We start from the raw sequence: 18991 nt of genomic DNA, 5'->3' as shown, positions 1-18991 counted from the left end.
TCGAGCGTTCTCCCGCTGGTCGAGCTTGTCGAGACCACCTCTGCGCGGTCGGGTGGTTTCGACTCGGCTGCTCGCTGCGCTCGCGGCCGGCTCAACCAGCGGGGCACTCAGCCGGCGGGCCGTGGGACCCGGAGCGTCAGCGCGACGACCAGGCGGGTCGTCGGGTCTTCGAGGTCCATGCCGGTCAGCTCCTGCACGCGACGAATGCGGTAGCGCAACGTGTTCGGGTGGATGTGCAGCGCGGCGGCGGCCGCGCGGACGTCACCGAAATGGTCGAGGTAGGCGCGCAACGTCGGTGTGAGTTCGCTTCCCGACGTTTCGTCGCGCGCCGCGAGGTCCAGGACGTGGGCGTCGATCAGCTCCGGGTTCTCTTCGATCAGCGCGACGATCTCGCCGAGCAGCACGCCCGTCGTCGACGCCGCGACCGTCGTGACGGACTCGATCAGATCCGATTCACGTTGTGCCGCATCGAGAACTCGATCGGCTTGGGTCCGCAACGTCGGTGCAAACCCGAGTCCCGCGGCGGGCCCAGCGACCACGGCCCGTGCGTCGACACCGAACTGTCGACGCGCCGCCGCAACCGCCGAGCGGGCCCACGCGACCGTTGCGTCCTGATCGGCAGCGGGAAGTACGACGTAGGCGCGTGGTCCGAGCGTCGACGTCACCGACAACGGGCTGAATGCGCTGGCGTGCAACGTCAATGCGGAGATCATCGCGGGTGTGGGCGCGGCCACCGATGCTCTCGACGGGTCGGTGAGCAAGCCGCCGAACGCGACCACCATCAGGTCCGCGTCGGACGAGATGCCCAGTTGGTTACCAAGGAACTCCGAGTCGATCGTCTCGCCGCGCGCCCCGAGAAGTCTGCGTACCAGTTCGTCGTGCCCGCTGCCCGCGCTGCGTCGTCGAGAAATGATGCGCGCTGCGACAGCGGCGGCACCCGCGAGAATGTCGGAGGTGTTGTCGGCGAACCGATCTCGCCCTTCCTGCAACCAGATCGCGCCGAGGTAGTCGCCGACTCCCTGCTCGTGCGGCGAGCGGATCGAGATCGCCAGCCGCGGGCGCAACCCGAGTTCGCTGCGTTCCTCGACGGACACCAGTGTCTCGGTGGTGCGCAGCGCATCCAGCACGCCCCACTGGCGCAACCAGGCGAGCATCTCCGGTGGTCCCTCGCGCCCGAGGATCGACAAACGTCGAAGCTCGTCGGCTTCGTCGCCAGCGCTGCTGTAGGCGAGCACATGGGAACGCGCGTCCTCGATGCTGACGAGCCCACCGGTGCGGCGCGCGACCTCTGCCGCGAGTTCGAAGAGATCGCCGATGCTGCCCGCCTGCATGGATTCGGCCCCGGGCGGTGCCGACGACGCATCCAGCACCCGCAGCACGAGTCGGTAGATGCGTTCCCACCGAGCATGCGGATCGACGTCGATGACCGCGACGGAATGCTCGGCGATGCGTGAGATGGCCTCGGCAGACGGCGATTTGAGCATGACGGCGACGGGCATCTGCGCTCCGAACCCGTCGAGCCAACCGACAACATCGTCGGCGTCGACTCCGACCATCAGGAACAGGTCCGCGTCGCGCGCCGATGTGTGTAGCGGCAGGCGCAGGTCGTCGGGGTCGATGAGCGCGACCGAGTCGATCACGACGTCGAGGCCCCGCGGTGCGGCAGCCAGTGACGCCAGCGTCGCGTCGAGCGCGAGCAACAGCCGCCCCACACCGACACCGGATTCATCCATAGCGACAAAGATACCGACCGGGCCTGGCTGATCGGCCAAGAAGTCCGCGAAATGCGACGTGCCCGCCGGGAGATATCCCGGCGGGCACGCTGCGTGGTGTTCGCGTCAGAGAATGGTCAGCATCTCGTTGTACGTCGGAAGCGGCCACAGATCGTCGGCGACGACTCCCTCGAGTGCGTCGGAGACGTCACGCACGCCGTTCATCGCGGGGATCAGCGACTTCAGTGCGTACTCCGACTCCTCCTCGACGGTCTCGCCGTGGAAGCCCTCGATAGCGGACTCGAGCGTGTCCATGGCGGCGTTGAGCTCGCTGACCTTGCCGGTCATGGTGCCCAGCGCCGGGGTCTCCATCTCGATGCCCGCAGCCTTGAGGCTGGCCGCGGTGCTCGCGAGTTCGCCCATGTAACGCGTTGCCGCGGGCAGGATCATCGTCTTGGCGATCTCGAGGGTCTCCTTGGCCTCAACCAGCAGGGCCAGCGAATACTGTTCGAGCACAACGTCTTTACGTGCCTCGAGCTCGCGCTCGGACAGGATGCCGTACTTGCTGAACACCTCCTTGATCTCCGGGAGGTCGTACTGCTCCATCGCGTCGACGGTGGTGCGGAGGTTCAGCAGACCGCGCGACGCGGCCTCTTCCTGCCACTCGTCGGAGTAGCCGTTGCCGTTGAAGACCACCTTGCCGTGCTCGGTGATGATGCCCTCGAGCAGTTTCTGCACTGCGGCGTGGAACTCGGTTCCCGCAGCGATCTCCTTGTCGAGGAAGTCGGCGACGTACTCGAGCGAATCGGCGAGCATCGCGTTGATCGCGATCATCGGGTCGGCGATCGACTGGTTGGAGCCGGGCGCGCGGAACTCGAAACGGTTGCCGGTGAAGGCGAACGGGCTGGTGCGGTTGCGGTCGCCGGCGTCGGCCTTGAACGGCGGCAGCGTGTCGACGCCGAGTTCGATGACGCCCGACGTCTTGCTCTCCTTGGCACCACCCTTCGCGATCTGATCGAAGATGTCGGAGAGCTGCTCGCCGAGGAAGATCGAGATGATCGCGGGCGGCGCCTCGTTGGCGCCCAGGCGGTGATCGTTCGACGCCGAGGCGATCGAGGCACGCAGGAGGCCGCCGTACTTGTGCACGCCGCGGATGATCGCCGCGCAGAAGACGAGGAACTGCTCGTTCTCGTGCGGGGTGTCGCCGGGGTTGAGCAGGTTGCCCTGGTTGGAATTGCCCATCGAGAAGTTGACGTGCTTGCCCGAGCCGTTGACTCCGGCGAACGGCTTCTCATGCAGCAACGCGATCATGCCGTAGCGCTCTGCGACCTTCTTGATGGTGGTCATCATGAGCTGCTGGTGGTCGTGGGCGATGTTCGAGCGCTCGAAGACCGGGGCGATCTCGAACTGTCCCGGTGCGACCTCGTTGTGGCGGGTCTTGGCCGGGATGGCCTGCTTGAACAGTTCGCGGTCGAGTTCGATCATGAACGCGAGCACACGGTCGGGGATCGCCCCGAAGTAGTGGTCGTCGAACTCCTGACCCTTCGACGGCTTGGCGCCGAACAGCGTGCGGTTCGTCGTCATCAGGTCGGGGCGGGCGAAGTAGAAGTGGCGGTCGATCAGGAAGTACTCCTGCTCGGGGCCCGCGTACGAGACGACGGTGTCGACATCCTCGTGGCCGAACAGTCGCAGCACGCGCATCGCCTGCTTGCTCATGGCCTGCTGGCTGCGCAGCAGCGGCACCTTCTTGTCGAGGGCCTCGCCGGTCCACGAGATGAAGATCGTGGGGATGCACAGGGTGTTGCCGTTGGGGTTCTCCAGGATGTACGCCGGGCTGGTGACGTCCCATCCGGTGTAACCGCGGGCCTCGAAGGTGCCGCGCAGGCCGCCGTTGGGGAAGCTCGACGCGTCGGGCTCGCCCTGCAGCAGCGTCTTACCTGCGAATTCGGCGAGCGAACCGTCGGCGCCGTCGGGTTCGAGGAAGGAGTCGTGCTTCTCGGCGGTGAATCCGGTCAGCGGGTAGAAGACGTGCGCGTAATGCGACGCACCCTTCTCGATGGCCCAGTCCTTCATCGCGGAAGCTACGTAGTCGGCGAGGGTCGGGTCGAGTGGAACGCCCTTGTCGATGGTTGCCGCGACAGCCTTGAAGACGTGCTTGGGCAGGCGGGTCTTCATCGCCGAGAGGGTGAAGACGTTGCGGCCGAAGGTGTCTGCCAGGGGCTCGGGGAAGCCGTCGCATTCCATCTCATACGTGGTCACGGCCTCGATGGCCTGACGGCGGGACATGCTGCCACTCATACATAAACTCCTGGGTCGGCTCTCCGGTTGCGACGCGTGTGCGCCTGTCGTGGCCGGGTGGCCCCGAAGAGTGAGTGTCGTTGGTTCAAGCAAAACGACGCTATGAGGACCAGGTACCCAGGTCATTGCCTCCATGTGACGCTCGTGAAAACACGCTTCACAATGGTGCGGAAGCCGTCAGGTTGCTAGCTGCGCGAACGATTCGACGCCGAGTTCGGTTGGGACAGCTTGGTGTCGGAGTTCTCCGGCGCAGGTGCGTTCGCGGCGTGTCCACGCAGCGCCGCGATGTCGTGTCCGCGGACCGCCAGGGCGGCCACGACGATGCCGACCACGATCCCGATCGCTGTGTCGAGAACGCGATCGACGGCCGCCTCGGGACTCAAACCCGCGCTGAGGCCGGTGAGCAGTAGTGCCATGGGTGTCACCGCGAGTGAGCAGAGGGCGTAGTTGACGGTCGAGAGGATCTCGGCGAGGACCTGGAATATGACGATGCCCGCGACCGCGCCCCAGTATCCCAGCGGCACCGCGAGGAGTATTCCTGCGATCACCGCGCCGCCCAGATTGCCCAGCAGTCGCTGGACTCCGCGTCGAACAGTGAGGTGATACTCGACGCCCTGCATCGCAGCGACCGCACCCATCGCGGCCCACATCGGGTGATCGAGATGGATGGCGACGGCGATCGTGGCCGCTATCGCCGCAGCGATGGCGATACGGATCGCGGTAACGGCGAGGTGCTTACGATGCGCGGGGGCCTGTCCGCCCGCGAGGGTGACCCAGATCGATTCACGTTGCGCTGGAGTGGTTTTCGACGAGGCGTCGTGTGTTCTCGATTTCGGGAGTCGCGACCTGAGCAGCTCGACGAACCACGGCGCCAAAGCGATCAGAATGCCGATCACGGCGCCGATCGCCGAGGCGAGCGTCGCACGGCCGATGTCGCCTGCGCTGTGTGCGTACCCTGCTGCGCCGGTCGCGGCGAAGACGAAGATGACGGCGCCCGGCCCGACAATGCGCAGCGCCGACACGACGTAGCACGCGATCCCGGCCAGCACGGCGGTCACGACGATCTCGGTGACGATGGAGTTCGCGTAGGTGCCCATCGTCGCACCGACCGCGATGACCGCGGTGACCCCGACGCCGAGCGCGATCAGTCGGGGAGCGCGGACGGGATAGGGGTCGGGTCGGCAGAACGCCGAGACCAGCGCGCCGAGTGCCGCGAGTCCCGCGAGGTCGCGCAGGCCGAGCAGTGCGCCGACGACGAGGACAACGCCCACGGCCACACCCACCCGCAGCGGGGCGGCAACGCTGGTGCGGCTGAAGTCGAGTCGCAGGGCGTCGCGCCAGGTGGTCGGGTTTACGACGTGCTGCAGGGCTGCGCCGCGGACACGGACGTGCGGTGTGATCAGGGAGCTCTGCATTCGACTAATTTATCACTGTTTTACTAGTGAAGTAAATGAAGGTGCTAGTTATGATCGTCACGTGACCGACATCCCCGACGCCCGAGCGAGCCGTGACCTGGTCGACCGGATCGAAGCGGAGTGGGCGCGGTCGTATCCGCACCTCGACATCGAGCCGATCGGCATCCTCGGTCGGATTCAGCGCATCGCGACAGTCTCCAACCACCGACTCGACCGCAAGCTGGAGGCGCACGGGATCGGACGGTCGGAGTTCGACGTCCTCAGCGCTCTGGCCAGGTCGGATCGCCCACTGCGCGCCAGTGAGGTGGTGTCGACGACCATGCTCAGCGGGGCGTCGATCACCAAGATCAGCGAGGCCCTCTCGCGGCGCGGGCTGCTTGCGCGACGAAAGTCCGAGCGCGACGGCAGGGTGGTGCTGCTGGAACTGACTGAGGAGGGGCGGGCATTGGTCGACGCCGAACTCCCCAACAGACTCGCCGACGACGCCGATGTTCTCTCCCCGTTGAGCGCAGACGAACGCGCACAACTCGTCGACCTCCTGCGACGGATCTCGGCGGACCTGGGCGAGTGAGGCGCGACCCGATTGTCGACGTCGACAACGGGTAATGGAACATTGTCCGTAGTTGCGTCCACCGCCGTCTTGGCGGAACAACACGAGGAGTGCAGATGCCAGGGGTGAGCCACAGCGCGGTGATCGATGTGCCACGTCAAAGGGTGTTCGACTACGTCAACGACTACAACAACGTGCCCGGCTACATGTTCGGGATCACTCGCTTCGATCCGACCACCGACCACACCTCCGGTCTCGGCGCGACGTTCAATGCCGAGATGAGCGTGGGGCCGAAGGTGTTCAAGTCCACGGTCGAGACCAAGGAATGGGTCGACGGTGAGCTGATCGCGCTGGTGTCGGTCGACGGCTTTCCCGCGAACACGACCTGGCGATTCGCCGACGCCGACGGTGGAACGAAGGTTGAGGTGGAGTTCCAGTACAAACTGCCCGGGGGACTCAGCGGGCGTGCGCTCGGTGCCATTCTCGAGCCGTTCGTCGGCCAGGCGATCAAGCAGACCGACAACAACCTGCGGTCGCAGCTCGTCTGACGCCTCGGGCTCCGAGTTGCGTGGGACCCTCGGGGGCATTTTTGTACCCGTACGTCCCACACAACTTGGGCCTGTGGATAGGTTTTCGGCGTCGCGTCGGATGTGCGACATCCTGAGCGGGTGCGATCCGACGAGGGGTGGCTGGCGCTCGCGCACCGGCAGGACAACATCGCGACACGTGCGCAGCTCGCTGAGGCAGGCGTCGACAAGCGAACCGTGCGGCGGCGAGTCAGCAGTGGCGAGTGGAAGGCATTCGGTCCGCGAGTTCTGATGCTCGCTCCAGGTGCTCCGAGCGAGACTCAGCGCGTCTGGATCGGTGCGCTACACCCCTGTGGCACAACAGCTCTGGCGGGTCGCGCTGCTCTGTCGGCGCATGGGTTGAAGGGCTGGGAGGATGGACCGGTCGTGTTCCTCGTCGGAGCAGACGATCGCAGCGCGCGGAGGGCGCCCGACGGAATCGACTACGTCCGTACCCGCCACGACCTGACCTCGCTCTCGGTGCAACGCGCGGGAATGGCGACGCTGCGGGTCGAGCCCGCGACCCTCACATTGGCTTCGGCGCTCAATGCTGGTGCGTGGGGTGAGCATGCATCGGCACGGTCGGCGGGCGGCCTTCTCGCCGCCGTGGTGCAGCAGCGACTGGCAACGGCCGAGGCTCTGCTCTCCTGGTGTGACAAGCTGCCACGGCTGCGCCATAAGCCCCTGCTGCGCGGATTCCTCGACGACATCGCGGGCGGCTCGGAGTCGATGGCCGAAATCGACCTGGTCACGATGTGCCGTGACTTCTCCCTGCAAGCGCCCGTGCGTCAGCGTCCTCGCACCGACAGCGATGGTCGACGCCGCTACACCGATGGCGAATGGGATCTGCCCGACGGATCGACGGTGGTGCTCGAAGTCGACGGGTCGTTTCACAGGGACCACACGTCGTGGGAGGACGATCTACGTCGCCAGCGCCGATTGTCTACTCCCGGCCGCCGCCAGCTGCGGTGTACCGCCGTGGAATTGCGCACGGAGCCCGAAGAAGTGGTCAAAGATCTCCTGGCCGCCGGGGTGCCGCGGATCTGAGTCGAGGCGTCGAGTTGCGTGGGATCCTCGGGGGCGTTTTTGTACCCGTGTGTCCCACGCAACTTTTTTTGGTGCCCCCGGCAGGAATCGAACCTGCGACACCCGCTTTAGGAGAGCGGTGCTCTATCCACTGAGCTACGAGGGCGGGTCGTGAAGACCGACGGAGGCAGTCTACGTGACGGGCCGATCCCCGATCGGGGCGGGAGTCGTTGCGCCAGGGCGGGCTCGGCTTAGGTGCTTCTGGTCTCGCGGGCGCAGCGAGACGATACGGTGAAGCGGTGACACCATCTCAGCTCACCGTCCTCGTGACCGGCGCGACCAGTGGAATCGGCGAAGAGGTGGCGCGGCAGTTCGCCTCCGCAGGCCATCGAGTCTTCGGCACCAGTCGACACCCCGACAAGGTGGCCGATCCGATTCCCGGCGTGACCTACGTTCGTCTCGACAACGCCGACTACGAGAGCGCGACGGAGTGTGCCCGTGAGGTCGGCGACGTCGACATCCTGATCAACAATGCGGGAGAGTCGCAGGCAGGGGCGCTCGAGGACACGCCGATCAGTGCCGTCGAAGATCTGTTCCGCGTCAACGTGTTCGGGCCGATCGCGCTGACCAAGGCCGTGCTCCCGGGGATGCGTGAGCGGCGTCGGGGAACTGTTGTGATGGTCGGATCGATGCTGTCGAGCTTCCCGGTCGCGTTCCGATCCAACTACGCCGCAACGAAATCCGCGCTGAAGGCGTATGCGTTCGCGACCCGACGTGAGGTAGCGCCGTACGGGATTCGGATGATCAGCGTCGAACCGGGAACGATCGCCACCGGCATCGGCGATCGGCGCAGCATCTACATCGGTGAGAACTCGCCCTACCGTGACGAGTACGAAACCCTCGCGGCGGCAACGCGACACAACGAAGAAGAGGGCATCAGCGGGGCGGAGATGGCGGCGGTCATCGTCGACGCCGCGCTCGCCGAGCATCCGAAGCCGTTCTACGCCAAGGGAAATTCGGCGGGACTCGTGTTCGCGTTGCGACGCCTGCTGCCGCGCCAGTTCATCCTCGACATGACCGCTCGCAAACACGGTCTGCGGCGCGTGAAGATCTGATTCGACGATGCGGATAACGTTGCGGGTCATCGGGATCGGTCCCGGTGATCCACGGCAGATCACGCTCCAGGCGATCGAAGCGATGTCCGACGTCGAGGTGTTTGTCGCGTTGGAAAAGGGGAGTGCGAAGACGGGGCTGCTCGACGCCCGCAAAGAGATCCTTGCGAGCCATGCCAATTCGTCGTACCGGCTCATCGAGATCGCTGACCCGCCGCGTGATCGCACGCCGGCCGACTACGACGCCGAGGTGCGGCGCTGGCACGCGGCACGAGCCGAGCTGATCGCTTCCGCGCTGCGTGACGAACTGCTAGACGGGGGTGTCGCGGCGTTCCTTGTCTGGGGCGACCCAGCGCTATACGACAGCACCCTGCGCATCGTCGACGATCTGTCGGACCGCCCCGACCTGACCCTCGACGTCGAGGTCATCCCGGGCGTGACGAGCGCGAGCGCGCTGACCGCCGCGCACGGAATCGTCGCCAACCGGATCGGCGAACCCATCCACATCACCACGGGGCGTCGGCTCGCCGAGACGCCGCCTGGCGTCGACTCCAACCAGATCGTGATGCTCGACGCCGACCTCGCGTTCCGGCAGACCGCAGACCCCGACGATCACATTTGGTGGGGCGCCTATCTGGGCACCGCGGACGAGATCCTGATCAGCGGTCGGGTGGGCGACGTGGGCGAGCGCATCGCCGCGGAGCGCGCCGCGGCCCGTGAGCGCGTGGGCTGGATCATGGACATCTACCTGCTGCGCAAACAGCGCTGAGTGGGCTGGGGTGGGGTGGTCTCGACACGCCGCTCGTTCCTCGCGGCTGCTCGACCAGCGGAGGGGCTGCTCGGCCAGCGGGAAGGCTGCTCGGCCAAGCTGGAAGGCTGCTCGACCAGCGGAGGGGCTGCTCGACCCGCGAGGCATCACCAGATCCGGGCGAGGACGCCGAGTAGGTCGTCGGCGATCTCGGATCGGCAGATGACGAAGTCGGGCATATACGGGCGCGGGCGGTTGTAGACGATGGGCGAGCCGTCGAGGCGGCTGCAGTGCAGCCCTGCGGCGAGCGCGACGCCGACCGGGGCGCAGTTGTCCCATTCGTACTGGCCGCCCGAGTGCACGTATGCGTCTACGTCGCCGCGGACCACGGCCATCGCCTTGGCGCCCGCCGACCCGATCTCGACCGGCGCTAGACCGAGCGCGCGCGATACCGCGGCCACCTCATACGTTCCGCCCCAACGGGATACGGCCATGCGATGTCGTAGCGGTCCGCTCGTGGGTTCGACGGTGTCGGTGCGAAACAGCTCGCCGGTCGCGGGTAGCGAGACAGCCGCGGCCGTCACCACGCCGGACTCGGTGAGCGCGACGTGAACGGCCCAGTCGGCAGTGCCAGAAGCGAACTCGCGCGTGCCATCGAGCGGATCGATGATCCAGACGCGATCGGCTTTCGCGCGGTCGCCGACGTCGTCTGCTTCTTCCGAGAGCACAGCGTCGGAGCCGCGATGTCGGCGCAGCACGTTGCCGATCCACGCCTGGGCCATCGCGTCGCCGAGGTCGCCGAGTTGTCGACCACCCAGTAACTGCCCCGAGCGCACTCCGACGAGGATCTCGCCTGCGCCGTCCGCGATCCGAGCGGCGAGCTCGGCGTCGGAATGTGCGGAGATCATGCACTTACTAGAGCACACTGGAGGCATGCCTGAGCTGCCTGAGGTCGCCGCCATCGCCGATTACGTCGACGAGCACGCTGCCGGCTTCCCGATCCGACGCGTCGACGTCGCGTCGCTGTCGGTACTCAAAACAGCAGATCCGCCGTACACCGCGCTGATCGGGCGCATCGTCGACTCCGCGTCGCGAATCGGTAAATACCTCGTCATCACGACGATTCCCGGCAGCGCCGAACAGGTCGACGAACCGACGATCAGCCTGGTCATCCACCTGTCGCGCGCGGGGTGGCTGCGCTGGAGTGAGGATCTCTCGCCGCGACCGCTGCGCCCCGGCGGTAAGAGTCCGATCGCGCTGCGCGTCCACTGTGGGCTACCCGGAGAGGGCTTCGACGTCACCGAGGCAGGCACCCAGAAGCGGCTGGCCGTGTGGGTGGTGCGGGATGTGTCCGACGTCGAGCGCATCGCCTCACTCGGACCCGACGCGATGGGTGTCACTCGCGACGAGCTCGCCGAGATCCTGCACGGCACGTCGGGCCGAATCAAGAACGTGCTGACCGATCAGCGGGTGATCGCCGGGATCGGAAATGCCTACTCCGACGAGATCCTGCACACCGCAAAGCTTTCGCCGTTCGCGTCGTCGAAAACACTGTCCGACGCCCAGATCGACACACTCTACGAATCGATGCGGGCTGTACTCACCGACGCGACCGGGCGGCTCGAAGGTCTCGGCGTCGCAAAACTGAAGTCGGAGAAGCGAACCGGGCTACGGGTGCACGCTCGCACCGGGATGCCGTGTCCGGTGTGTGGCGACACGATCCGGGAGGTCAGTTTCACCGATAGGTCGTTCCAGTACTGCCCGACGTGTCAGACCGGCGGGAAGGTGCTCGCGGACCGTCGAATGTCACGGCTGCTCAAGTGACGGACGCCCAGTCGGCGCGAGGAAGCGCACAGTCGGCAGTACGAGGCGCACAGTCGGCAGCGCTGGCCACGCGGCTGCGGGCGGCGGGCTGTGTGTTCGCGGCGGAGGAGGCGGCCATCCTCGTCGACGCCGCGCGCGACGTCGAGCAGCTGGAAGAGATGACCGCTCGGCGATGTGCGGGTGAGCCGCTCGAGCACGTGGTGGGGAAGGTCCGGTTCGGGTCGATCGACCTGCACGTGGGGCCGGGGGTGTTCATCCCTCGACAGCGCTCGCTGTTGCTCGCGCAGGTCGCTGCGGAGGTACTGCGCCGACGTCACGTCGAGCACCCCGTGGTCGTCGAGGCGTTCTGCGGAGTCGCGCCGATAGCGGCGGCGGTGGCAGAAGCGGCGATCGGTGCGCGCATCCACGTCGTCGACGTCGACGCGAGGGCTCTGGACTACGCGCGCCGCAACCTGCCCGCCGGTGCGCACGCCCACCTCGGTGACGGACTGTCGACGTTGCCGCGGCGGTTGCTCGGCGCGGTCGACGTGATCGCGGCCGTACCGCCCTACATCCCCGACGGTGCCGTCGAGCTCCTACCGCACGAGACCGAATACGAACCACGGACTGCGCTTCTCGGCGGCAGCGACGGACTCGACCACATACGACGGCTGGTCGGTGCCGCCCCTGACTGGCTCGCCGACGGTGGCGCACTGCTGATGGAGATGAACACCGCGCAGGCAGGGCAGATCCTCGCCGAGCGCAGCGACGACTGGGCCGACGCCGACCGGATCGTCGGCGACGACGGTCAGACCGCGGTGGTACGTCTCATTCGACGTGGCCGCGCGCAGGGGTAGGTTGTCCTGCGTGACGATCCGACAGAAGATCCTGATCACCGGCGCGAGCTCGGGGCTCGGCGAGGGCATGGCCCGTGAGTTCGCCGCGCGGGGCCGTTCGCTGGCCCTGGCCGCCCGACGCCTCGACCGCCTCGAGACCCTCGCAGACGAACTCCGGCCGAGTGCGTCGCAGGTCGCCGTCAGCGCACTCGACGTCACCGACGTCGACGCCGTGCCCGTCGTCTTCGGCAAGCTGCGCGACGAACTCGGCGGTCTCGACCGCGTGATCGTGAATGCGGGGCTGGGCAAGGGTGCCCCGATCGGGACGGGCAAGGCGCACGCCAACATCGAGACCGTGCAGACCAACCTCGTCGGAGCGCTCGCACAGGCCGAGGCCGCGATGGAGATCTTCCGCGCGCAGAACCACGGCCATCTGGTGCTGGTCAGTTCGATCAGCGGAATCCGTGGACTTCCCAAGGCGCAGACCGCGTACTCGGCGTCGAAGGCGGGTGTCACGGCGATCGGGCAGGGTTTGCAGGCAGAACTCGTCAACTCGCCGATCACGGTCTCGGTCGTCGCGCCCGGCTACATTGAGACCGACATCAATCGCGGGGTGAAGACCGCGCTGATGGCCGACACCGAGTCTGGAGTCGCTGCGATGGTCAAGGCCATCGAGGCCGAAAGAGGCTACTCGCCGGTGCCGCCGTGGCCGTGGACTCCGATCGCCGCGGCACTGAAGTATCTGCCCGCGTTTGTCACGCGTCGGATGATCTGACCGATTCGAATCGTCGCGCAACGGCTTTCGCGATTTCGATGATGAAGAAGATCGCGATGGCCAGTCCGATGGTGACGCCCCATCCGACGCCGGTGAGGGGAGCGGACCCGAACCACGTATGCATGAACGGCGCGTAGATGAACACCAACTGCAGCACGATGAGTGCTGCCGACGTGTACCAGACCATCGGGTTGCCGCGCAGCGCACCGACTTTGAGGCTCGAACCACTGAGGTATCGGCAGTTGAACAGGTAGGCCAGTTGGCCGAGCGCGAGCATGTTGACCGCGGCCGTCTGGGCAATGGCCAGGGAATGCCCGTCCGACTTCGCCACGAAGTACACCGAGATCGCAGCGGCGGCAACGAGGATGGAGACGAAGGTGATCATCGCGAGGTCGCCGCGTGCGATCAGCGGACCGTCGGTCGACCGTCTCGATCGCGACATGATCCCCGGTTCGGCAGGCTCGAAAACCAATGCGAGCGAAAGGGTCACGGCAGTGATCATGTTGACCCACAGGATCTGGACGGGCGTCAACGGAAGCGAGAATCCGAACAGGATCGCGACGAGGATGACCAGCGACTGCGCGCCGTTGGTCGGCAACAGGAACAGGATGGATTTGCGGATGTTGTCGTAGATCCGACGACCCTCCTCGACCGCACGCTCGATGGTCGCGAAGTTGTCGTCGGCAAGAACGATGCCCGCGGCCTCCTTGGTGGCCTCGGTGCCCTTGATGCCCATCGCGACACCGATGTCGGCGCGGGTCAGTGCCGGCGCATCGTTCACACCGTCGCCGGTCATCGCCACGATCTCACCCTGTGCCTGCAGTGCGGTGACGATCCGCAGCTTGTGCTCGGGGCTGGTGCGCGCGTAGATGTCGACCTCACCGGCCACCTCGCGCAGCCGTGTCTGACTCATCTTCTGCAGGTCGGCGCCGGTGAGCACCGGAGCGGCCGGATCGTCGATGATGCCCATTTCCGCCGCGATCGCGCGTGCGGTGCCCGCGTGATCGCCGGTGATCATCTTGACCCGGATTCCTGCGCTGTGGCAGTTGGCGATCGCCGTGATCGCCTCGGGCCGTGGGGGATCGACGATGCCCGCAACGCCCAGGAATGTCAGTCCATGATCGACGTCGTCGAGTGTCAACGAGTCGGCGTCGGGTGCGGGTCGTCGTGCCGCGGCGAGCACACGCAGTCCCTGCGCGCTGAGTTCGTCGATGACGCGCTCCCAGCGAGGTCGGTCGAGAGGCCGGAGTTCACCGTGCTCGTCCAATTCGAACTCGCTGCGGTCGAGTAGGCGGTCGGGAGCGCCCTTGACGAGAATGGTGCGCCCGCCGTCGGGTAGATCCGAGAGCGTGGCCATGAATTTGTTCTGCGACTCGAACGGGACTTCGCCGATCCGCGCGACGTCGGCGTCGAACCCGGCCTTGAGGGCCAGAGTCCGTAGCGCGCCCTCCGTCGGCTCGCCGATGAGTTGCCAGCGCCCGTCGACCTCGGCGACTCGTGCGTCGTTGCACAGCGCCATGGTCTCGACGAACAGTGCGAGGTCGGGATCCGCGCTCAGCGATGCGACCTGTCCGTCCGCGGTGATCGATCCCCTCGGGTCGTAGCCGGTGCCGTCGACGGAATAGCGTTGTGTGCCTGTGACGACGGTGCGCACCGTCATCTCGTTCTGCGTCAGCGTGCCGGTCTTGTCGGAGCAGATCACGCTGACCGAGCCCAGTGCTTCCACCGCGGGGAGCTTGCGTGTGATCGCGTGTCGTCGTGCCATCTGCTGCACCCCGAGCGCCAGCGTGATCGTGACGACGGCGGGAAGTCCCTCGGGGATTGCTGCGACAGCGAAACCGATTGCGGCCGAGATCAACTCGTCGATGGTGAAGTTGTGGATGACCTTGCCGATCACCATGATCGCCGCGGCAAGGCCGAGGATGCCGAGGGAGAGTTGTGTTCCGAACTTCTCGAGGCGCTGGGTCAGTGGGGTATCGACCTGCTCGATGTCGGAGATCATCGACTGGATTCGGCCGATCTCTGTCGACGGTCCGGTGGCGGTGACCACGCCGACGCCGGTGCCGGCCGAGACGATGGTGGACGAGTACGCCATCGATTGTCGGTCGCCAATGCCTGCGTCGACGTCGACGGCGAGCGTGTCTTTGCTGGCGGGGACGGATTCGCCCGTCAGCGCCGACTCCTCGATACGCAGATTCGTCGCCTCAAGCAGCCGCATGTCGGCGGGCACCCTGTCGCCCGACCTGATCGACACGACGTCGCCCGGAACGAGGTTCTCGGCGTCGACGTCGACCCACTCGCCATCGCGGCGGGCCCGCGCGTGCAGCGACAGCATGTTCCGGATGCCCGCGAGTGCGCTCTCCGCCCTGCCCTCCTGGACGAACCCGACGACGGCGTTGATCACCGCGACCGCGACGATGACCGCGAAGTCGATCCAGTCGCCGAGGATCGCCTTCAGCACACCTGCGCCGATGAGAATGTAGATCAGGATGTTGTTGAACTGCGCGGCGAAGCGCAGCACCGCCGGTCGAGTCTTTGCGGCCGCGAGCCGATTGGGGCCGACGTGCTCAAGTCGTTGTGTCGCGTCGGCACTGGTCAGGCCCTGCGCGGACGTATCAAGCGCTGCGAGGACCTCCGAGCGTCCCACGGCGTGCGAATCGGTCAGCACCGCATCTGTTGTCGTCACCGTGGAGACCTCTCAGACCGTCATCGCGCTCGCTGCCCCTTAGCCAGACTCTAATCCGAATAGGCGACGTCGGCTGTGCGGCTCAGCCTGCGGGTGGCGCGGGAGAACTGCTGGCGACGTCGGCCGGATTGCGCCACACGACGGGCGCCTGCTTGTAGTCGAGCGAGTCGTCGCCGGTGGTGTCGGCCCAGTAGATGACCTGAGTCAGCTTTTGCCCCTCATCGGCGTAGGCGACGAGGCAGGTGGCGTACGACTCGCCGCGACGCATCGTCTCGGGGGGCTTCGGGTTGGCGCAGTCCTTCAGTGAGGTCGACGGCGGCAGTGTCAGCGCCGCGGTGCGTCCATCCGCAGAACCGGCGAGGCCGAGGACCTTGGGGGCGGGCGCCGGCCGTTGTGCCAGAGACGTCACTGTGACGTAGACGAAATATGCTGTGCCGCCACGGGTTTGCGCGCTGGGTACGTCTTTGCCCTGTGTGATGCCGGTGACCGTGTACAACGCCGTCGACCCGCCCGCACGATAGGCGTCGGCGGGCAGCGACGCCGAGGCACCGAAGTCGAGCGTTGTTCCGGGTGCGGTGCGCGGATGCTGCTGCCCGGGTGCGACGGTCACGGCCGCTGATCGGGGCACCGACGTCGCGGATTCGGCGGTACCACCGGAGTCGGACGAGCATGCCGCGACGCCGAGCACGCCCGCGGCACAGGCCAGCGACACCACGAGCAGTCGCGGCCGCAAAACGGTAGTCCTCACGTGCGTAAGGTAGCGGATGTGGGTTCCACACAGGGGCAAGTGGTCGCCAATGGCGCGTTCGCACTCTTCTCACGACGACGAGTCGACGACACGAGTGAACTACTCGAGTCGATCTTCGGCCGCGACGACATCACCGCGGTCGGCGCGGATTGGCGCGGGATCGTCTACTTCACCCTCGACGACGATGAGGAACTCGCACCCGATACCGTCGTCGGCTTCGACCCGTCGAGCGGAGCGTCGGGACCGCTGGCCACTCTCGATGAGGTACTCGCGGCGGTTCGCGACGGCGAGATCGCCGAGGCCGTCGACGTCTCCGGATTCGACGCCTGGCGGATTGCGACCGGCACCCGTGAACTCGCGATGGGCGACTGTGTGCCGCCGCTGGTACTCGAGTTCCTCGGTGGCGATCCGGCTGAACGCGCCGACGAACCGCAGGACCTCATCACCTACGTTGCGGTCGCCGCCGCGCTCATGGGTCGACTCGAGGCGCTCGGAGTCCAACCGGGCGACGACATCCCGCCCGAGGTGTTCGACGACGAGCGCTGGTCCTGACTCAGGCCTTGCGTCCGCGCTCGGTGCGGTACCAGCGCACCAGTGCGTCGGTCGACGAATCAGCTTGCTGCGCAGGCGCTTCGGCGTCGGTGATGACGCCCAGAAGTTCTTTGGCCTGCGTCTTGCCGAGTTCGACGCCCCACTGGTCGAACGGGTTGATGCCCCACAGCGTGCCCTCGACGAACACCTGATGCTCGTAGAGCGCGATCAACTGACCGATGACCGACGGGGTCAGTTCGGACGCGAGTATCGACGTCGACGGGCGGTTGCCGGGCATCACCTTGTGCGGCACCACCTTCTCGTCGACGCCCTCGGCTCTGATCTCGTCTGCGGTCTTTCCGAACGCCAGCACCTTGGTCTGCGCGAAGTAGTTGCTCATCAGCAGGTCGTGCATCGAGCCGGTGTCATCGGCTGTGGGCAAATCATCGGTGGGGTTGGCGAAGCCGATGAAGTCGGCGGGCACCAGACGTGTTCCCTGGTGGAGCAGTTGGTAGAAGGCGTGCTGGCCGTTGGTACCCGGCTCGCCCCAGAAGATCTCACCGGTGTCGGTGGTCACGTGCTCGCCGTCGGCCTTGACCGACTTGCCGTTGGACTCCATCGTCAACTGCTGCAGGTACGCGGCGAAGCGTGCCATGTCGTTCGAATAGGGGAGCACCACCCGCGACTGTGCGTCCCAGAAGTTCGAGTACCAGAATCCGATCAATGCCAGCAGCACGGGCGCGTTGCTCTCCAGCGGCTGCGTACGGAAATGAGTGTCGACGGTGTGGAATCCGCCGAGGAATTCGGCGAAGCGTTCCTTGCCGATCGCCGCCATCACCGAGAGACCGATCGCAGAATCCACCGAATAGCGGCCGCCCACCCAGTCCCAGAAGCCGAACATGTTGACCGGGTCGATCCCGAAGTTCGACACGGCGTCCGCATTGGTGCTGACGGCGGCGAAGTGCTTGGCGACCGCGTCCTCACCCGCGCCGAGTTTGTCCAGCAGCCACCGCTTGGCGGCGGCCGCGTTGGTCAGCGTCTCCAGCGTCGTGAAGGTTTTCGACGCGACGATGAAGAGCGTCTGCTCGGCGTCGAGGTCGGCGAGTGCCGCGACCATGTCGGCCGGGTCGACATTGGACACGAAGTGGCAGCGGATGTCGGTATCGACGTAGTGGCGCAGCGAGCCGTACACCATGACGGGCCCGAGGTCGGAGCCGCCGATGCCGATGTTGACGACGTCGGTGATGGGTTTTCCGGTGTGGCCCTTCCACTCTCCGCTGCGCAGCTTGTCGGTAAATGCGCCCATCGCGTCGAGCACTTCGTGGACGTCGTGCACGACGTCCTGGCCGTCGACGACGAGTTGCGCGTCGGCGGGGAGGCGGAGCGCGGTGTGCAGGACCGCGCGGTCTTCGGAGGTGTTGATGTGCACGCCTGCGAACATGTCGTCGCGGTGCTGTTCGAGATTTGCTTCACGCGCGAGCGAGAGGAGGAGCTCGATGGTCTCGGCGTCGATTCGGTGTTTGGAGTAGTCGATGTGCAGATCACCGACGTCGATGGTGAGCTCGCGCCCACGGGAGGGGTTGTCGGCGAACAACTCCCGGAGATGGCGTTCGGCGAGGATCGGCTTGTGAGCCTCCAACGCCTGCCAGGGTTGAGTAGTGGTGATGTCCTTGCCGCTGCGCGAGACGTCGGTGCCCATGAACCAACACTAGGTCTTCACGGCGTGGCGCGTACTCGATAAGAGGGCAGACAGACGTCTCGTAACCGATGGTTCACTAATCGCGAACCCGCGGGCGGTCAGCGGCCGAGGGGACCCCTGCCGAGACGCAGCAGCAGCATGGCCAGCGTGTGGCCCTCCTGGCCGAGCGCGGCGAACCGGTCGATGACCTTCACCTCGCGCGAATGCACCAGCCGCGGGCCACCCGACGCCATTCGGGTTGCGCCGACCTTCTTCGACACAGCGGTCCTGCGCTTGATCGCGGCGAGGATGATCGCGTCGAGGCGGTCGATCTCGACCCGCAGGTCGTCGATCTCGTCTGACAGGTCGTCGATGGAGGGGTCGAGGCGGTAGTACTCGAGATCGATCGTCTCCTCGAACGGCACCGGCACGTCCGACGCGGCGTCGGGTGTCGTCGCAGGGTTCTGATCGTTGCTCGCATCGCTCACCGGGGTGATTTTGCCACGC

General features: G+C 66.3%; 17 protein-coding genes and 1 tRNA gene. 9 read left to right on the top strand and 9 right to left on the bottom strand.

Translation table 11 applies throughout. The features are described from left to right. Positions 1-107 precede the first annotated feature (107 nt). The 3 genes from ACRVY7_RS02725 to ACRVY7_RS02715 form a co-directional block, all read right to left on the bottom strand. A complete protein-coding gene (locus tag ACRVY7_RS02725; RefSeq protein ID WP_431815895.1) occupies positions 108-1733 on the bottom strand; it encodes a PucR family transcriptional regulator in 1626 nt (541 codons plus the stop codon). Between the two features lie 105 nt (positions 1734-1838). Beyond that, on the bottom strand, positions 1839-4010 hold the full coding sequence (locus tag ACRVY7_RS02720) for a glutamine synthetase III family protein (protein ID WP_049697873.1): 2172 nt from the start codon (positions 4008-4010) through the stop codon (positions 1839-1841). 185 nt (positions 4011-4195) lie between these two features. Next, complete coding sequence (locus ACRVY7_RS02715; protein WP_431815894.1) at positions 4196-5425, bottom strand: FUSC family protein; 1230 nt, start codon at positions 5423-5425, stop codon at positions 4196-4198. A 61-nt stretch (positions 5426-5486) separates the two neighbouring features. Here ACRVY7_RS02715 and ACRVY7_RS02710 point away from each other — a divergent pair, with 61 nt between their 5' ends. From ACRVY7_RS02710 to ACRVY7_RS02700, 3 genes are all read left to right on the top strand, one after another. Continuing rightward, the gene (locus ACRVY7_RS02710) at positions 5487-5996 is read left to right on the top strand and encodes a MarR family winged helix-turn-helix transcriptional regulator (protein ID WP_431815893.1); all 510 of its coding nucleotides are present in this window, start codon (positions 5487-5489) and stop codon (positions 5994-5996) included. A 95-nt stretch (positions 5997-6091) separates the two neighbouring features. Continuing rightward, a complete protein-coding gene (locus ACRVY7_RS02705; protein ID WP_431815892.1) occupies positions 6092-6523 on the top strand; it encodes an SRPBCC family protein in 432 nt (143 codons plus the stop codon). Positions 6524-6643: 120 nt separating this feature from the next. Then, positions 6644-7588, top strand: coding sequence for a type IV toxin-antitoxin system AbiEi family antitoxin domain-containing protein (locus ACRVY7_RS02700; protein WP_431815891.1), 945 nt, complete (start codon positions 6644-6646; stop codon positions 7586-7588). 69 nt (positions 7589-7657) lie between these two features. Here ACRVY7_RS02700 and ACRVY7_RS02695 read toward each other — a convergent pair. Next, a tRNA-Arg gene (locus tag ACRVY7_RS02695) sits at positions 7658-7733 on the bottom strand. A gap of 133 nt (positions 7734-7866) precedes the next feature. Between ACRVY7_RS02695 and ACRVY7_RS02690 the strand changes: the two genes are divergently transcribed. After that, the gene (locus tag ACRVY7_RS02690) at positions 7867-8682 is read left to right on the top strand and encodes an SDR family oxidoreductase (protein WP_431815890.1); all 816 of its coding nucleotides are present in this window, start codon (positions 7867-7869) and stop codon (positions 8680-8682) included. Between the two features lie 7 nt (positions 8683-8689). Next, positions 8690-9448 carry a precorrin-6A synthase (deacetylating) gene (gene cobF, locus ACRVY7_RS02685; protein ID WP_431815889.1) on the top strand — a complete coding sequence of 253 codons (759 nt, stop codon included), beginning with the start codon at positions 8690-8692 and terminating at the stop codon, positions 9446-9448. Between the two features lie 146 nt (positions 9449-9594). On the opposite strand, the gene ACRVY7_RS02680 is transcribed toward cobF, so the two are convergent. Further along, the gene (locus tag ACRVY7_RS02680; RefSeq protein WP_064870046.1) at positions 9595-10335 is read right to left on the bottom strand and encodes a 3'(2'),5'-bisphosphate nucleotidase CysQ; all 741 of its coding nucleotides are present in this window, start codon (positions 10333-10335) and stop codon (positions 9595-9597) included. A gap of 25 nt (positions 10336-10360) precedes the next feature. Here ACRVY7_RS02680 and ACRVY7_RS02675 point away from each other — a divergent pair, with 25 nt between their 5' ends. From ACRVY7_RS02675 to ACRVY7_RS02665, 3 genes are read left to right on the top strand one after another with little or no spacing between them, the layout of a single operon-like run. Further along, positions 10361-11251 (top strand): DNA-formamidopyrimidine glycosylase family protein, encoded by an 891-nt coding sequence (locus tag ACRVY7_RS02675; protein WP_431815888.1) that lies wholly within the window; start codon positions 10361-10363, stop codon positions 11249-11251. Next, complete coding sequence (locus tag ACRVY7_RS02670) at positions 11248-12087, top strand: class I SAM-dependent methyltransferase (protein ID WP_431815887.1); 840 nt, start codon at positions 11248-11250, stop codon at positions 12085-12087. The genes ACRVY7_RS02675 and ACRVY7_RS02670 overlap by 4 nt, the downstream gene beginning before the upstream one ends. Positions 12088-12097: 10 nt before the next feature. Beyond that, positions 12098-12841 (top strand): SDR family oxidoreductase, encoded by a 744-nt coding sequence (locus ACRVY7_RS02665; protein ID WP_431815886.1) that lies wholly within the window; start codon positions 12098-12100, stop codon positions 12839-12841. On the opposite strand, the gene ACRVY7_RS02660 is transcribed toward ACRVY7_RS02665, so the two are convergent. Both ACRVY7_RS02660 and ACRVY7_RS02655 read right to left on the bottom strand, forming a co-directional pair. Then, complete coding sequence (locus ACRVY7_RS02660; RefSeq protein ID WP_431815885.1) at positions 12822-15527, bottom strand: HAD-IC family P-type ATPase; 2706 nt, start codon at positions 15525-15527, stop codon at positions 12822-12824. The two genes, ACRVY7_RS02665 and ACRVY7_RS02660, sit on opposite strands and share 20 nt — an antisense overlap. Positions 15528-15609: 82 nt before the next feature. Then, complete coding sequence (locus tag ACRVY7_RS02655) at positions 15610-16275, bottom strand: hypothetical protein (RefSeq protein WP_431815884.1); 666 nt, start codon at positions 16273-16275, stop codon at positions 15610-15612. 18 nt (positions 16276-16293) lie between these two features. Here ACRVY7_RS02655 and ACRVY7_RS02650 point away from each other — a divergent pair, with 18 nt between their 5' ends. Next, on the top strand, positions 16294-16827 hold the full coding sequence (locus tag ACRVY7_RS02650; RefSeq protein WP_431815883.1) for a hypothetical protein: 534 nt from the start codon (positions 16294-16296) through the stop codon (positions 16825-16827). A gap of 1 nt (position 16828) precedes the next feature. Here the strand turns inward: ACRVY7_RS02650 and pgi are convergent, their stop codons facing one another. Both pgi and ACRVY7_RS02640 read right to left on the bottom strand, forming a co-directional pair. Next, on the bottom strand, positions 16829-18505 hold the full coding sequence (pgi, locus tag ACRVY7_RS02645) for a glucose-6-phosphate isomerase (protein ID WP_431815882.1): 1677 nt from the start codon (positions 18503-18505) through the stop codon (positions 16829-16831). A gap of 98 nt (positions 18506-18603) precedes the next feature. Continuing rightward, positions 18604-18972 carry a chorismate mutase gene (locus ACRVY7_RS02640; protein ID WP_049698082.1) on the bottom strand — a complete coding sequence of 123 codons (369 nt, stop codon included), beginning with the start codon at positions 18970-18972 and terminating at the stop codon, positions 18604-18606. Positions 18973-18991 lie beyond the last annotated feature (19 nt).

This window comes from Gordonia jacobaea (assembly GCF_965344965.1).
GTDB classification, from domain to species: domain Bacteria; phylum Actinomycetota; class Actinomycetes; order Mycobacteriales; family Mycobacteriaceae; genus Gordonia; species Gordonia jacobaea.
This window is presented reverse-complemented; position numbering and strand designations above follow the sequence as displayed.

What these genes read in the sequence shown, in the direction of transcription:
- ACRVY7_RS02725 (WP_431815895.1), bottom strand. Translation starts at nt 1,733, where the DNA reads ATGGATGAATCCGGTGTCGGTGTGGGGCGGCTGTTGCTCGCGCTCGAC.
- pgi (WP_431815882.1), bottom strand. Translation starts at nt 18,505, where the DNA reads ATGGGCACCGACGTCTCGCGCAGCGGCAAGGACATCACCACTACTCAA.
- cobF (WP_431815889.1), top strand. Translation starts at nt 8,690, where the DNA reads ATGCGGATAACGTTGCGGGTCATCGGGATCGGTCCCGGTGATCCACGG.
- ACRVY7_RS02715 (WP_431815894.1), bottom strand. Translation starts at nt 5,425, where the DNA reads ATGCAGAGCTCCCTGATCACACCGCACGTCCGTGTCCGCGGCGCAGCC.
- ACRVY7_RS02680 (WP_064870046.1), bottom strand. Translation starts at nt 10,335, where the DNA reads ATGATCTCCGCACATTCCGACGCCGAGCTCGCCGCTCGGATCGCGGAC.
- ACRVY7_RS02705 (WP_431815892.1), top strand. Translation starts at nt 6,092, where the DNA reads ATGCCAGGGGTGAGCCACAGCGCGGTGATCGATGTGCCACGTCAAAGG.
- ACRVY7_RS02675 (WP_431815888.1), top strand. Translation starts at nt 10,361, where the DNA reads ATGCCTGAGCTGCCTGAGGTCGCCGCCATCGCCGATTACGTCGACGAG.
- ACRVY7_RS02720 (WP_049697873.1), bottom strand. Translation starts at nt 4,010, where the DNA reads ATGAGTGGCAGCATGTCCCGCCGTCAGGCCATCGAGGCCGTGACCACG.